This is a genomic window from Pseudomonas sp. FG43, assembly GCF_057809175.1.
In genome coordinates, this window is sequence record NZ_JBMDJL010000013.1 from 33,207 (window position 1) to 48,162 (window position 14,956).

General features: G+C 57.1%; 11 protein-coding genes. 1 reads left to right on the forward strand and 10 read right to left on the reverse strand.

Annotated elements, in window-relative coordinates; genetic code table 11:
* The 3 genes from ACODS3_RS16250 to ACODS3_RS16260 form a co-directional block, all read right to left on the reverse strand.
* Complete coding sequence (locus tag ACODS3_RS16250; RefSeq protein ID WP_489035260.1) at window positions 1–819, reverse strand: hypothetical protein; 819 nt, start codon at window positions 817–819, stop codon at window positions 1–3.
* 80 nt (window positions 820–899) lie between these two features.
* Window positions 900–1,904, reverse strand: a complete 1,005-nt coding sequence (locus tag ACODS3_RS16255; RefSeq protein WP_489035262.1) for an alpha-xenorhabdolysin family binary toxin subunit B — start codon at window positions 1,902–1,904, stop codon at window positions 900–902.
* Window positions 1,905–1,906: 2 nt separating this feature from the next.
* Window positions 1,907–3,154 (reverse strand): alpha-xenorhabdolysin family binary toxin subunit A, encoded by a 1,248-nt coding sequence (locus ACODS3_RS16260; RefSeq protein WP_201020114.1) that lies wholly within the window; start codon window positions 3,152–3,154, stop codon window positions 1,907–1,909.
* A 421-nt stretch (window positions 3,155–3,575) separates the two neighbouring features.
* On the opposite strand from ACODS3_RS16260, the gene ACODS3_RS16265 reads away from it, so the two are divergent.
* Window positions 3,576–6,092: a PepSY domain-containing protein gene (locus ACODS3_RS16265; protein ID WP_489035367.1), complete on the forward strand. Its 2,517-nt coding sequence runs from the start codon at window positions 3,576–3,578 to the stop codon at window positions 6,090–6,092.
* A gap of 55 nt (window positions 6,093–6,147) precedes the next feature.
* Here ACODS3_RS16265 and ACODS3_RS16270 read toward each other — a convergent pair whose 3' ends face one another.
* The 7 genes from ACODS3_RS16270 to ACODS3_RS16300 all read right to left on the reverse strand — a co-directional run bounded on the left by ACODS3_RS16270 (window position 6,148) and on the right by ACODS3_RS16300 (window position 14,921).
* A complete protein-coding gene (locus ACODS3_RS16270; protein ID WP_304575304.1) occupies window positions 6,148–7,122 on the reverse strand; it encodes a peptide ABC transporter ATP-binding protein in 975 nt (324 codons plus the stop codon).
* A complete protein-coding gene (locus ACODS3_RS16275; RefSeq protein WP_201020116.1) occupies window positions 7,122–8,090 on the reverse strand; it encodes an ABC transporter ATP-binding protein in 969 nt (322 codons plus the stop codon). The genes ACODS3_RS16270 and ACODS3_RS16275 overlap by 1 nt, the downstream gene beginning before the upstream one ends.
* 10 nt (window positions 8,091–8,100) lie before the next feature.
* Window positions 8,101–9,012, reverse strand: a complete 912-nt coding sequence (locus ACODS3_RS16280) for an ABC transporter permease subunit (RefSeq protein ID WP_201005616.1) — start codon at window positions 9,010–9,012, stop codon at window positions 8,101–8,103.
* Window positions 9,013–9,023: 11 nt separating this feature from the next.
* Window positions 9,024–10,034: an ABC transporter permease subunit gene (locus tag ACODS3_RS16285; protein WP_201005615.1), complete on the reverse strand. Its 1,011-nt coding sequence runs from the start codon at window positions 10,032–10,034 to the stop codon at window positions 9,024–9,026.
* Window positions 10,035–10,104: 70 nt separating this feature from the next.
* Entirely contained in the window at window positions 10,105–11,700 is a 1,596-nt protein-coding gene (locus ACODS3_RS16290) for an ABC transporter substrate-binding protein (protein ID WP_201020117.1), read from the reverse strand.
* Between the two features lie 85 nt (window positions 11,701–11,785).
* On the reverse strand, window positions 11,786–13,165 hold the full coding sequence (locus ACODS3_RS16295; protein WP_489035267.1) for an OprD family porin: 1,380 nt from the start codon (window positions 13,163–13,165) through the stop codon (window positions 11,786–11,788).
* A gap of 157 nt (window positions 13,166–13,322) precedes the next feature.
* Window positions 13,323–14,921 (reverse strand): ABC transporter substrate-binding protein, encoded by a 1,599-nt coding sequence (locus ACODS3_RS16300; protein WP_304575302.1) that lies wholly within the window; start codon window positions 14,919–14,921, stop codon window positions 13,323–13,325.
* Window positions 14,922–14,956 lie beyond the last annotated feature (35 nt).

Sequence of the window (14,956 nt, forward strand, 5' to 3'; positions counted from 1 at the left end):
TCAGGCGGGTCTGGCGGTCAGGCTGTTGAACCATTGTGTGAAACGCTTGATTTCCTTCAGGCTGACCAGCAGCAGGCGTGCCTCCAGATAGGGGCGTGAAGGGGTGTCGCTTTTACGCATTCGCAGAGTGTGGGCGAATGCGATCCCCAACAAGTCGCACATCCTTGTCATGTAGGCATTCATATTGGCTGCTGCGCAATAGGCCTCTGCATATTGCCGTTGGGTAATGAGTACGTAGTTTCGTGCTCCGTTGAGTCGCGCTTCGGGAGAAAGCGCCGGGCCTTTTCGATTCGAAGGGATTGAGGCGGTGAGTTTTTGCAGCGCAACACTCTGCTCTCTGCTTGTTTCGATCAGGTTGTATTCATTGGCGTGTCGATAGATGTTGCTGTTCATGAAGTCGATGAGGCGAGGAAGAAAGGTATAGATGCCTTTTGTCAGGGATTGCAGCGTTTCAATGTGATCATCGAGTTCCTCCAGGAACATGCCCAGTCGTTTTCTGCTTTGTTCAACCAATTGCGCAGAGACGTCCTTGCTGCTCCTGATGTTCTCTAAGGACTGCATGATTTTCTCTAGAAATGCCTCGAGTTCACTATGCAGGGCATTAATGGCTGGCAGGATTTTCGACCAGATGGACAAGTGCTGGCTTGCCTTGGCCAGCAGTTCTGCAATTTCCGGTATCCGGTAGGCTCCGTACTCTCGTACCGGGACCAGATCAAGGTTGACCTTGAATGAGCGGGTGAACTCGGGGAGTCTGCGCAAGACCTGCATATAGTTGTCGAGCCCCGTGAGGTCGCTTTGATGGATCAGATTCCCTGCCATTATTGAGCCCCTGATGAGTTGTGTAGTGAGGCAAGGGAAATGGAACAGGCCATTTCCCTTGAATTCAGCGTGTGGAGTGATTAGCGGATGGGGCGCAGATAGCTGGCCAGTTGCAGCCCGTAGCTGATGAAGCGCCTGCGGAACGCATTTTCATCCTGCGCGGCTGCCTGATTGGCTGCGAGGAAACTGTCTATTGTTTGAGCAATCTTCTGGTATTGCTCTACATAAAGCGTGCGCTGATCGTCCATGGTGTTGAAACACTCGATCAGCTCGATACGTTGAGTCAGCGCCAGCTTTTCCTTCTCCCTCTGGGTCAATTGCTCAAACAGCTTGTCGATTCGTTCACGCAGGCTGTCGCGACGTTTGATCATGGCTATGAAGTTGATCCCCTCGTTGCCATAGTCCAGGGTCGCTTTCATCTGCTCTATCGCCAGGGTGATAACCGCGATCTGCGGAGGTTGTACACCGAGAGCAATCACTTTTTCAGCCGTGAGAAGGGTGTCCTTGGCAATGCTGGCGAACCCTTTGCTTTCAATGGCATCGATGGCTTCGCTCAGTACCCGGCGCTCCTCGCGAACGTTGGCCAGTGTGGTATCGGCTTCGTTGATCCCGGTTGTTGCCCGGAGGACGTCTTGTTCAAGGCTTGCCTGGAACTCCCGGGTCTGCTGACGATTGGTGGCTTCCTTCATCCCGATCAAGGCATTGGCCAGCTTGACTGATTCGGCACTTGCCAGGGCCATGGCGTTTTTCAGGGCCAGGGTACGTTCGGCCTGAATGTCTTTGATCTCGCCTTGATCCATGGTTTCGCCGAGTTCCTGGTCGTACTTTCTCAATTGGGCGATTCGGGACTCGATATCGAGCATCAGCCGCATACAAGCCGCGCCAAGGCGTTGGTGCTCGATGACAATTGCGTTATTGATACGCTTGAAGCGTTCATAAATAGCGGGCAGGTAATAGGTCTTGGCGTACAGGACATCGGCAGTGACCAGTTTGCTGCTCAGGGCACTTTGGCTATTGATCATTATCAGCAGGTCAGGTGTCTTGATATTCAGGGGGGTATCAAGGGTAGTCATAGTATTCGTCATGTTCATTTTCCATAAATCCGTTTAAATTCCTCGTCAGCTTCTTTGAATACGTCAAGTAACGCATCAGAGTCCTGTTCGATGGTTTTCCAGGGTTGTACGACTTGTCTGAAGCGATTCATGAATACCCGGAGTGACAAGGCATCGTTGATTTCCAATGACGACTTTGCCGACCCGTCAATGAAAATGAATAGTTTGTTCCAGACCGTAATCAGGTTTTTGGTTGCGATGTCAGCGTCAATAACAACGGTGACGAGATTTTGCAGGTCAAACTTGACCCTGCTCAATGAACCAAGGATCTTGTTTTTAAGTTGCAGCTCATCGATTTCTTTGGTTTGTTGCGAGATCAGTTCGTTTCTTGCTTTACGAACCCCTTCGGCTTCAACGCCAAAATAGATGCCCAGCGCAAGGCCGACAATATTCAGTTTACTGACCGAGCCCAGAGAGCGTTCAACGGCCGCCTTGTATTCCTTGTTCTTTTCATCGATATCTTTTGCCCTGCGCTCGATACTGTTATTCAGCCTGGTGACATCCGTGGGCAATGAGCTGTTATCGATTGCGGTGACCTTGCGCTGAATTTCCGGTGTGACGTAAAGCGCAAGGTCCAGACCGAATTTTTCCAGTTCTTCCTTGATGTCCTGTGCGTCTGCCTGGCTTTCCTTGACCTTGCGCAGGATTTCAGCCAGATAGAAACCGATGTCCTTTGCGGTTTCCTTGTCGCTTTCGCTCAGATCGATCCCCGGAAATTTGTCACCCAGTTCACGGGACAGGCGTTTGACGTCTTCCAGTGTCTTGATGTCGAACTGTTCAATGATCTTGCCGGCCTTGATGTCGCTGTAGATGTCCTCCATGCTCTTGTCGTAGACCAGCATCTGGCCTGCGAACACTTTAAGTTTGCTGCCAACCGCCAGTAACTGACTGCGCAGAGGGCTCCAGCGCCTTGCATGGGCATGCACTATCTTATAGCTTTTCAGAAAGTCCTCAGGTTCCAGCCCGACACCCGCTCCGCTGCTGTAACCCAGGTAGGAAATGACGGCGTCAATCTCTGTGGGCAGTGCCAGGCCGACCAGTTCATATTGTTTGAGGTTGACGATCTGTTGCTTGGTCAGTATCAAGCCAGGTGTGCGTTGAACTTCTGTGTCATTGCCGGAAGATACATTGAAGAATACATCGGCTGACTGTATTGCTTCGTCGGTTACAGGGTCGCCGGTCGTGTTGGTGTCGGTAGCTAATCTTTCAAGTAGTGCAGTCATTGGACATGTCCTTATTTTCCAGTGGGACCATTATTGGATCCGGTTTTATGTGTTTCAGTTATTGCTTGAGATGAAGATTAGGGGGGCGGGATCATGAGTGTCAAAGGCGAAAGATAGTCGTGTCTTGTAGGATAAATGTTTTGGGTTGGTAAGTAGTCGTGTGAAAGTTTTGTGACGGTTCGTGAACTAGTGGTAAGGAGGTTAGTTGATTTTTTTATAACTAAGAGGTCGGGCAATTATGCGAATGCTTCTTTGTCGTAGGGCTTTTGATATACCGCAGAGGGGTTTGCATCATGGTTCACCCTGATGAGCTTCAAGGCTCAATGCTGTACGAGGCTGAGCGCTGTCTCCGTAAAGATGAGAATAAATAACATTTAGCGCATAATACGCACCGCAAAATGCCGGCGAGGTAGTGGGTGTGTTGAAGAAAGTCCTGTTTCAGGTTCATTGGTTCTTCGGAATCACGGCGGGGCTGGTTCTGGCCTTGATGGGCATTACCGGTGCGCTGTATTCGTTCGAGGATGAGATTCTCGACGCGCTCAATCCTGATGTGCTGCTCGTTCAGGAGCGTGGCGCAACCTTGCCGCCGCCCGAACTGGTCCGCAAGCTGGAGGCCGCCACGGGCCTGACAGTGGCGATCCTGCGTGTCCAGACGGTGGGGAATCGCGTTGCCCAGGTCTATTTCACACCTGATCCGGGCCAACGACGCGGTCCCAAGCGCAATTTCGACCCCTATACCGGGGAGCTTCGGGGCAACGGTGTAGGTGAGGGTTTCTTCGATTTTGTCCTGAACGTGCATCGCTATCTTGCGGCAGGTGAAGTCGGCAAGCAGATCACCGCGGCGTGTACCCTGATTCTGGTGTTCTTCTGTCTGTCCGGGCTCTATCTGCGCTGGCCGCGCAAGGCACTGGACTGGCGCGTCTGGCTGACCATGGATTGGGCGAAGAAAGGCCGCAGTTTCAACTGGGACCTGCACTCGATATTCGGGACCTGGTGCCTGCTGTTTTATCTGTTGTTCGCCGTGACCGGCCTGAACTGGTCCTATGACTGGTTCAGCAATGGCATGAACAAACTGATGGGCGATCCTCCACCTGTCGAGCAAGGCAAAGGCGATAAGCCTGTGCAGCCTCCGGGCCCGCTGGTTGTGGATTACGATGCCGTCTGGGCCAGCATTCAGGAAGCGGCCGGGCCTGAACTGAGCTCCTATAACCTGAGACTGCCTGCGAGCGGCGGTCAGCCTGCTACCGTGTTCTACCTGCTCAAGAGTTCGCCGCATCCGCGTGCCTTCGGCACCCTCAATCTGGACCCGGCCACCGGCAAGATCAATTTTGTCGTGCGGTATGAGGACAAGAGCCTGAGCGCACAATTGCTGAGCAGTAATTACGCGCTGCATGTGGGCAGTTATTTCGGCATTGTCGGGCGTATCGTCATGGCCGTTGCGTCATTGATGATGCCGCTGTTCTTCATCACCGGCTGGCTGCTGTATCTGGATCGGCGTCGCAAGAAGCGCGAGATCAAAGAGGCCCGTGGCGGTCTGGTAGCCAATAATGATGCGTCATCGTGGCTGATCGGTTTTGCCAGCCAGAGCGGCTTTGCCGAGCAACTGGCCTGGCAGACCGCCGGGCAGTTGCAGGCGGCGGGTTTGCCGGTGCGGGTGCAGCGCCTGGGTGAGCTGACCGGGCAGGACCTTAGCCAGAGCAGCAATGCCTTGTTTGTGGTCAGCACCTTTGGCGATGGCGAAGCGCCGGACAGCGCTCGTGGTTTCGAGCGTAAATTGCTGGGCAGCCCGTTATCGCTGCAGAACCTGAACTACGCCGTCCTGGCCTTGGGGGATCGGCAGTATCAGCATTTCTGCGGTTTCGCTCACCGTTTGCATGACTGGCTGAGCGAGCGTGGCGGCCGCACCTTGTTTGCGCCAGTGGAAGTCGACAGCGCCGACCCTGCCGCCTTGCAGCACTGGCAACAACAGCTTGGGCAACTGACGGGCAGCAAACCCTCCACCACCTGGCAGGCTCCGGTTTTCGAGAACTGGACGCTGGTTCGCCGTGAACTGCTGAACCCCGGCAGCAGTGGTTCAAAAGTCTTTCTGGTCGATCTGGCAGCGCCAGGTCCGGCGACCTGGCTGGCCGGTGATCTGATCGAGGTCTTGCCACGCAACAGTGCAGCAGCCATTGAGCATTTCCTTAACGGGTTGGGCATTGCTCAGGATATGCCGGTCAGTGTGGACGGTTTGCAGGAAACCCTGGCTCAGGCCCTGGCTACCCGCCAATTGCCGCAGCACCGGGCGCATCTTGTCGGGCTGCACGCTCAGGCATTGCTCAATGCACTGGTGCCGTTGTCCGCCCGCGAATATTCCATCGCCTCGATTCCGGCAGATGGCGTACTGCAACTGATCGTGCGTCAGGAACTGCATCCCGATGGCAGCCTGGGGCTGGGCTCTGGCTGGCTGACCGAGCATGCCGCGCTGGACGGCGCAGTCAGCCTGCGTCTGCGCCGCAACAGCAGCTTCCATCTGCCGGCCGAGCCGATCCCGATGATCCTGCTGGGTAACGGCACCGGTCTTGCGGGCTTGCGCAGCCTGCTCAAGGCGCGCATCGCCCAGGGGCAATCGCGTAACTGGCTGCTGTTTGGCGAGCGGAATGTGGCTCATGATTTTTATTGTTCCGGCGAGCTGAAAGGCTGGCTGGCCAGCGGTGATCTGTTGCGGCTGGACCTGGCGTTTTCTCGCGATCAGGCGCAAAAGATCTACGTGCAGGATCGCTTGCGCGAAGCCGCCAATGAGTTGCGGGCCTGGCTGGATCAAGGCGCAGCGATTTATATCTGCGGCAGTCTGGAAGGGATGGCGGCGGGTGTGGATCAGGTCTTGAAGGATGTGCTGGGCGAACAGGCGGTGACCGAACTGATCGAGCAGGGGCGTTACAGAAGGGATGTTTATTGATTGAGATCGCGAATGAATTCGCTCCTACGGTAGGAGCGAATTCATTCGCGAAGGATTACGCAGCCACAAACTGCTCCGCGTAATGACAGGCTACCTGACGGTTATCCACCGTCCGTAGCTCGGGTACTTCCGTTGAGCAGCGCTCGGTCGCGTAGGGGCAGCGCTTGTGGAAGGCGCAGCCGCTTGGCGGGTCGAGAGGGTTGGGGAGTTCGCCGACGATCTTTATCTTCGGCTTCAGCGGGTCCGGGTGAATGGTCGGGGTCGCCGAGAGCAGTGCCTGGGTGTACGGGTGCAGAGGACGGTTGTAGATTTCCTCTTTCGGCCCCATTTCCGCAGGTCGTCCCAGGTACATCACCAATACCGTGTCCGCCACATGGCGCACCACCGACAGGTTGTGGGAGATGAACACGTAGGCTGTGTTGAACTCCTGCTGCAGATCCATGAACAGGTTCAGTACCTGCGCCTGGATCGACACATCCAGCGCCGAGGTCGGTTCATCGGCCACCAGCACCTTGGGTTGCAGCATCATGGCGCGGGCCAGGGCGATACGCTGACGCTGACCACCGGAGAACATGTGCGGGTAGCGATGGTAATGCTCTGGACGCAAGCCCACCTGGCTCATCATCGCCTGAACCTTTTCCCGGCGCTCGGCACGGCTGAGGTCGGTATTGATGAGCAGCGGCTCGCCCAGTTGATCCCCGATCTTCTGCCGGGGATTGAGCGAGGCATACGGGCTCTGGAACACCATCTGCACGTCTTTGCGCAATTGCTTGCGCTCGGCCTTGCTGGCCCCGGCAACTTCCTGCCCGGCGATTTTCAGGGAGCCGGAGGAGGGCTCTTCGATCAGGGTCAGGGCGCGAGCCAGTGTGGACTTCCCGCAGCCGGATTCACCGACCACAGCCAGGGTCTTGCCTGCTTCCAGCTCAAAGGACACGCCATTGAGGGCACGCACCAGTGCATTGCCCTTGAACAGGCCGCGAGAGACTTCGTAGTGACGGGTAAGGTCGCGGGCGGTAAGTACGACGCTCATTACGCCACCTCCTGATTCAAGGGATAGAAGCAGCGTGCATGGCTGTGGGCTTTAGGGTCCAGGGACGGGCGCTGGGTGCGGCAGTTCTCCTGGGCGTAAGGGCAGCGTGGCGACAGCAGGCAGCCGATTGGGCGGTCATAACGGCCAGGTACCATGCCGGGCAATGTTGCCAGGCGCGCTGCACCCATGCTGTGTTCCGGGATCGCGGCCAGCAATGCTTCGCTGTACGGATGAGCCGGAATGTCGAACAGGCCGGGCACCTGACCGACTTCCACGGCTTGCCCTGCGTACATCACACAGACACGCTGCGCGGTTTCGGCAACCACGGCCAGGTCGTGAGTGATCAGCACCAGCGCCATGTCCTGATCCTTTTGCAGGCTCAGCAGCAGATCCATGATCTGTGCCTGGATGGTGACGTCCAGTGCGGTGGTCGGTTCGTCGGCGATCAGCAGCTTGGGTTCACCGGCGATGGCCATGGCAATTGCCACGCGCTGGCTCATGCCGCCGGACAGTTGGTGCGGGTAGGCATTCAGGCGTGCGGCAGCGCCGGGGATTTCCACTTTTTCGAGCAGTTCCAGGGCGCGTTGGCGTGCGGCCTTGCCGGACAGTTTCAAGTGTTGGCGCAGGACTTCCTCGATCTGAAAACCCACGGTGTAGCTGGGGTTCAGCGCGGTCATCGGGTCCTGAAATACCATCGCCAGGTCCTTGCCGATGATACGGCGACGTTGGCGTGCGTTGAGCTTGAGCAGGTCGTTGCCATCGAAACTGAGCGAGTCGGCGGTGATGATGCCGGGAGCGTCGATCAGCCCCATCAGCGCCATCATGGTCACGGACTTGCCGGACCCCGATTCGCCGACGATGGCCATGACTTCGCCTCTTTCGACACTCAGCGACAGGCCATCCACAACGGGGACGGCCTTGCTGTCGCCAAAGCGGACGTTGAGATTCTGGATTTGCAGAAGTGACATACGAATCTCCTCAGGCGGCATTCTTGAGTTTCGGGTCCAGCGCATCGCGCAGGCCGTCGCCCATCAGGTTGATTGCCAGCACGCTGAGCAAAATGGTCAGACCGGGCAGGCTCACGACCCACCAGGCGCGTTCGATGTAGTCGCGGGCCGAAGCGAGCATGGTGCCCCACTCAGGCGTCGGCGGTTGTACGCCAAGCCCCAGGAAACCCAGTGCCGCGGCATCGAGAATGGCGGAGGAGAAACTCAGGGTCGCCTGTACGATCAGCGGTGCCATGCAATTGGGCAGCACGGTGACGAACATCAGGCGTGGCAGAGTGGCTCCGGCCAGACGGGCAGCGGTCACGTAGTCGCGATTCAGTTCGCCCATCACCGCAGCACGGGTCAGGCGCACATAGGACGGCAGCGACACGATGGCAATGGCGATCACGGTGTTGATCAGGCCAGGGCCGAGGATTGCGACGATGGCAACTGCCAGCAGCAGCGAGGGCAGGGCGAGCATGATGTCCATCAGACGCATGACCGCAGGGCCGAGGAAGCGCGGGAAGAACCCGGCCAGCAGGCCCAGCAGGATGCCGGGGATCAGCGACATGACTACGGAAGACAGGCCGATCAGCAGCGACAGTTGCGAGCCCTGAATCAACCGGGACAACAGGTCGCGGCCCAGTTCATCGGTGCCGAGAAGGAATTGCCATTGACCGCCTTCAAGCCAGACCGGAGGGGTCAGCAGGAAGTCGCGGTATTGCTCGCTCGGATCGTGGGGCGCAACCCAAGGGGCGAACAGCGCGCAGAACACGATCAGGATCATGAACATCAGGCCGGCAACGGCACCTTTGTTCCGGGAAAAGGCTTGCCAGAATTCTTTGTAAGGCGATGGGTAAAGCAGGCTTTGATCGACTGCTACCTCAGGAGTAGGTGTGCTCATTGGTCAGGATCTCAGCGCTGGTGACGGATGCGTGGGTTGGCAAAGCCGTAGAGGATATCCACCACGAAGTTGACCAGGATCACCAGACAGGCGATCAGCAGAATACCGTTCTGTACGACCGGGTAATCCCGTGCGCCAATGGCCTCGATCAGCCATTTGCCGATGCCGGGCCAGGAGAAGATCGTTTCGGTCAGTACGGCACCCGCCAGCAGTGCGCCGACTTGCAGGCCGAATACGGTCAGAACCGGAATCAACGCATTGCGCAGGCCATGGACGAATACCACGCGAGCAGGCGACAGGCCCTTGGCCCGTGCGGTACGCACGTAATCTTCACGCAAGACTTCCAGCATCGAGGAGCGGGTCATCCGGGCAATCACCGCCAGCGGGATGGTGCCCAGCACGATGGCAGGAAGAATCAGGTGATGCAGGGCATCGAGGAATGCGCCTTCTTCATCGCTGAGCAGGGTATCGATCAGCATGAAACCGGTGACGGGCTGAATGTCATACAGCAGGTCGATGCGTCCCGATACCGGGGTCCAGCCCAGGGATACCGAGAAGAACATGATGAGGATCAGACCCCACCAGAAGATCGGCATCGAGTACCCCGCCAGGGAAACCCCCATGACCCCGTGATCGAACAGCGAGCCGCGCTTGAGTGCCGCAATGACCCCGGCCAGAAGTCCGAAAATGCCTGCGAAGATCAATGCCGCAATCGACAGTTCAAGCGTGGCGGGGAACAGCGAGGTGAACTCGGTCCATACGCTTTCGCGAGTACGCAGGGATTCGCCGAGGTCGCCCTGGGCGAGCTTGCTGACGTAATCGATGTACTGCGCATAAAGCGGTTTGTTCAGACCAAGGCGCTCCATGGCCTGGGCATGCATTTCCGGGTCGACCCGGCGTTCGCCCATCATGACTTCGACCGGGTCACCGGGGATCAGGCGAATCAGGGCGAACGTCAGCAAGGTGATGCCGAAGAAGGTAGGGATCAGCAACCCCACCCGGCGGGCAATAAAACTAAACATCTTGTGGTGTACCTCATCAGCCTTTCAGGCATGCCGCCCTTGATCTTGTGGACGCGGGCGGCTGTTTTTCTTACTTCACCCGTGCAGTGGTGAAGTTGTTATTGGTCAGCGGGCTGATATGAAAGCCTTCGACGTTCTTACGCATTGCAACGAACAGTTTTGGATACGCCAGGCTTATCCATGGTTGCTCCTGGTTGAACACTTGCTGGGCTTGCCTGTAGAGCGCGGCACGTTCGGCGGGGTCGGTTTTTTCCCTGGCCTGGGTGATCACGTCTTCAAAGACCTTGTTGCACCAGCGAGCGTAGTTTTCGCCATTTTTTGCGGCGTCGCAGCCGAGGTTCGGCGTCAGGAAGTTATCCGGGTCGCCGTTGTCGCCTGCCCAGCCCGCAAAAACCATGTCATGTTCGCCATTCTTGGCGCGCTTAAGCATTTCACCCCATTCCATGACGCGAATGTCGAGCTTGATGCCTACCTTGGCCAGATCGCTCTGAAGCATCTGAGCCCCCACCAACGGATTGGGGTTGGTCACGGCACCCCCATTGCGAGTGAACAGGGTAAACACCTGTCCCTCTGGAACACCGGCCTCTTTGAGTAAGGTACGGGCCTTGGCCGGATCGTACGGCGGGCTTTGGCTATCGTTGTCGTAGCCGATCATGGTCGGTGGGTACGGGCCGACGCCCTCGGTGGCCTTGCCTTCGCCAAACAGAGCCTTGATGTAGGACTTCTTGTCGAAAGCCAGGTTGATCGCCTGTCGCACACGCACATCGTCAAGGTATTTGTGCGATGTATTGATGGCGACATAGCTGGTCATCATGGCTTCCATCTCGTCGATCTGGAGATTCGGGTCAGCCTTGATGCTGGCAATATCGTCAGGTTTTGGATAAAGCGCAACCTGACATTCATTTGCTTTGAGTTTTTGTAAACGAGTGTTGTTATCCAGAGTGATCGCAAAGATCAGCGCTTCACTGGGGACCTTCAGCTTCCAGTAGTCCGGGTTGGCTTTATAGCGGACCTGAGCATCCTTGGCATAGCGGGTCAGGATGAACGGGCCGGTGCCAATCGGCTTGCTGTTCAGGTCGGCGGTCTTGTCACTCTTGAGCAACTGATCGGCGTATTCGGCCGAGTAGATCGAGGTGAAAGGCATCGCCAGGTTACGCAGGAAAGGCGACTCGGCTTTCGAGAGGGTGAACCTTACGGTGTAGTCGTCGATTTTTTCAACATTCTTGAGCAGGTCCTTGAAGCCCATGCTCTCGAAATAGGGGTAACCCACCAGTGAGAGCGCATGCCAGGGATGGTTGCTGTCCATCTGCCGCTGGAAGCTCCAGAGCACATCGTCGGCGTTCATGTCGCGGGTGGGTTTGAAGTAATCGGTGGTCTGGAACTTGACCCCGCGTCGGAGCTTGAAGGTGTAGACCAGGCCGTCGGGGCTGATTTCCCAGCTTTCGGCAAGACCGGGAACGGTGTCTGTGGTGCCGGGCGTGAACGCGATCAGGCGCTCAAGGATGGTTTCTGCCGAGGCGTCTGCCGTCACGGCGGTGGTGTATTGAACGATGTCGAAGCCTTCCGGGCTGGCTTCGGTACAGACCACCAGCGGTTTGGCGCAGACACTGGCGGCGACGCCGAATAGCGCGATGGCGATCGAGGCGCGTAGTGTGAGCAGTTTCAATAGAAACCTCCTTTAGCAATGCAAAGGTTATGGCTCGGGCCTTTGTCATGTTGGAACACGACCCAGGCCCGAGCGGCATGACCGCTTACAGAATCTTGAATGGGATCGTGGTCACAAGACGAAATTCATTGATGTTGCCATCCGACTGGAACTGGCTGGCGCGGTGGGTCGTGTAAGTGGCCCGAACAGTGGTGGCCTTGAGCGGGCCGGACTGGACAGCATAGGTCGTGCCGATGCCGTACTCGTAGTGATGCTCACCATCCATCCGCCTGACGTCGGTGTAGGCGTTGCCCCTGTAGTGGGTGCCGTCGATACCCCAGCCGCGAGCCTGATAGGCGTTGAATTTCAGGCCCGGTATGCCGTAGTCGGCCATGTTGATGACATAGCTGAGTTGCAGGGATTTTTCGTTCGGGCCGTTGAAGTCCGACAGCAGGGAGTTGGCCAGGAAGATGGCGTTGGTTTCATGGGCATAGTCGAAGTACTCGTTGCCCATGACTTCCTGGTAGGCGATGCCGAAGCTATGCGCCTGGTGAGTCGCGGTGAACGACAGGCTGTAAGTGTCGTTATCGATAGGGCCGAGCTTGCTCTGGCCCGAATCCTTGGTCTTGTAGTAATTGAGGTTGGTGCTCAGTGCCACTTCTTTGCTGTCGCCGATCTCATGGGTGAAGCCGAAGTAGTACTGCTTCCACAGGTCTTCCAGATCCGAGGCATACAGGCTGGTGGTCAGGTTGTCGAACGGCTTGTAGTCGGCACCGACCATGCTCAGGCGGTCTGCGTTGGCATTGTTGGTGGCGTACTCGGAGCGGAACTTGCTCAGGCTCTGTTCGGTACGCGGTGACACCCGGTCGAAGCTGCCTGCCTGAATGGACAGGTTGTTGAACTCATCGCTTTGCAGGGCAAAACCCTGGAAGCTGGAAGGCAGGGCGCGGTTGCCGATGTAGGCAATGACCGGTGTGTTGACCGACTGACGGCCTGCGGTCAGGGTGGTGTTGGAGATACGGGCCTTGACGTTGCCCAGGCCCAGCTTGCTCCATTGCCCGACCGGGTCACCGTCGCTGTGGGTCAGGGTGCGGTTGGCGCCGCCAGCGATGTCACTGCGGTCTCTTTCCAGAGCGATGGCGTTGTAGAGCGCCACTTCAGTACTGAAACCGACCGTGCCTTGAGTGAAGCCCGAGCTGTAGTTGACGATGGTGCCTTGTGCCCAGTTGATACGGCGAGGTGTCGTCGTTTCTACGCCGTTGTTGCTGTAGGTGAACCGGTTATTGCGACGGCGCAACTCATTGGAGTACCAGTTGCGGGTGGTGCCCGTCAGGTGCTGGTCTTCGAAGAAGCCTTTTGCCTCGTCTTGTGCGTTGGAGGTGCTCAGTTGAGTCGGGACGAATGTATGGCTGCTTTCTTCTGCCTGGGCTACCGCGCCGAAGGACGTCAGAGATAATGCAAGCAATGCCGTGCTGGTTGTTTTCAAGGGTTACAGCTCCTTTGTTTTCATTGTTATAACGCCAGTTTTTCTGTCCGGCTTGGGTGATATCAGGCTTCAGGCCTGGTTTTGTTTTATGTGCCCGGCCACCCGCTTTCATCACGCGCTGCCTGGCAACGGGTGATGAAAGCGGAGGGTGTATGGATCAGTCTTTGACGCTGACGCCCGAGAAGCTGTTGCGACCGAAGGGGCTTACGTAGAAACCCTCGACTTCAGCGCGCAGTGGCTGGTTGACCGTGGAGTGCGCAACAGGCGTGATGGGCACCTGTTCTTTGAGATAACGCTGTGCCTGTTTGTACAGGTCGATACGTTGTTCCCGGTCGGTGGTGGAGATGGCTGACTTGATCAGCGCGTCGTATTTCTCGTCGCACCACATCGAGTAGTTGTTGCCGCCAATCGCCGCACAGCTGTAAAGCGTGCCGAGCCAGTTGTCCGGGTCACCGTTGTCACCGGTCCAGCCGATCAGGGACATGTCGTGCTCGCCGTTCTTGGTGCGCTTGAGGTATTCACCCCATTCGTAGCTGACGATCTTGACCTTGATCCCGACCTTGGCCCAGTCGGACTGGAGCATTTCGGCCATCAGCTTGGCGTTGGGGTTGTAGGGGCGCTGGACCGGCATGGCCCAGAGTGTCAGCTCAGTGCCTTCCTTGACGCCTGCTGCCCGCAACAGCTCCTTGGCTTTTTCCGGGTTGAAAGGCGCGTCCTTGATGCTGTCGTCATAAGACCACTGGGTCGGTGGCATGGCGTTGACCGCCAGTTGCCCGGAGCCCTGATAGACGGCGTTGATGATGGCCTGCTTGTTGACCGCCATGTCCAGCGCCTGACGCACTTGCAGATTGCCCAGCGGTTCATGACGCACGTTGTAAGAGATGTAACCCAGGTTGAAGCCAGGACGTTGCAGTACCTGCAATTGCTTGTCGGCTCTCAGGGCGTCGAGATCGGCGGGCCGTGGGTTGAGTGAAACCTGGCATTCGTTCTTGCGCAGCTTCTGCATGCGCACCGAGGCGTCGGTATTGATGGCGAAAATCAGCTGGTCGACCTTTACGCGGCTCGGGTCCCAGTATTCCTTGTTGGCCTTGTAGCGAATCTGCGAGTCCTTCTGATAACGCTGAAACACAAAAGGGCCAGTGCCGATAGGCTGTTGGTTGATATCCCGTGGATCGCCCTTGGCCAGGAGTTGGTCGGCGTATTCGGCGGAGAGAATCGCGGCGAAGCTCATCGCGATGTTCTGGATGAAAGCGGCGTCGACAGTATTGAGGGTAAATACGACGGTCAGTGGCCCGGTTTTTTCAATGGACTTGATCTTCTTGTTCAGGCCCATGCCGTTGAAGTAGGGGAACTCGGTCGGATAAGCCACGCGAAACGGGTGGTCGGTCTTGAGCATGCGATTGAAGGTGAAAACCACATCGTCTGCATTGAAGTCACGGCTGGGCTTGAAGTCTTTGTTGCTATGGAATTTGACGCCTTCACGCAAGTGGAAGGTGTAGGTCAGGCCGTCTGGCGAGACATCCCAACTGGTGGCCAGTGCCGGTAAGACGCTGGTATCGCCGGGCTTGAATTCGGTCAGGCGGTTGTAGATCGGCTCGGCTGCATCGTTGTCTGTCGCCGCGGTGTATTGGGCTGTATCGAAGCCAGCCGGGCTGGCCTCGGAGCAGAACACCAGGCTGCTGGCAGCCTGTGTTGCGGTCGCTGTGTTGAGTAGTCCAAGGCCCACTAATGATGTTATCGCGATTGTTTTACGCATAAGGATTCCTGTCCTCCAAAGGACGAGTGATAGCA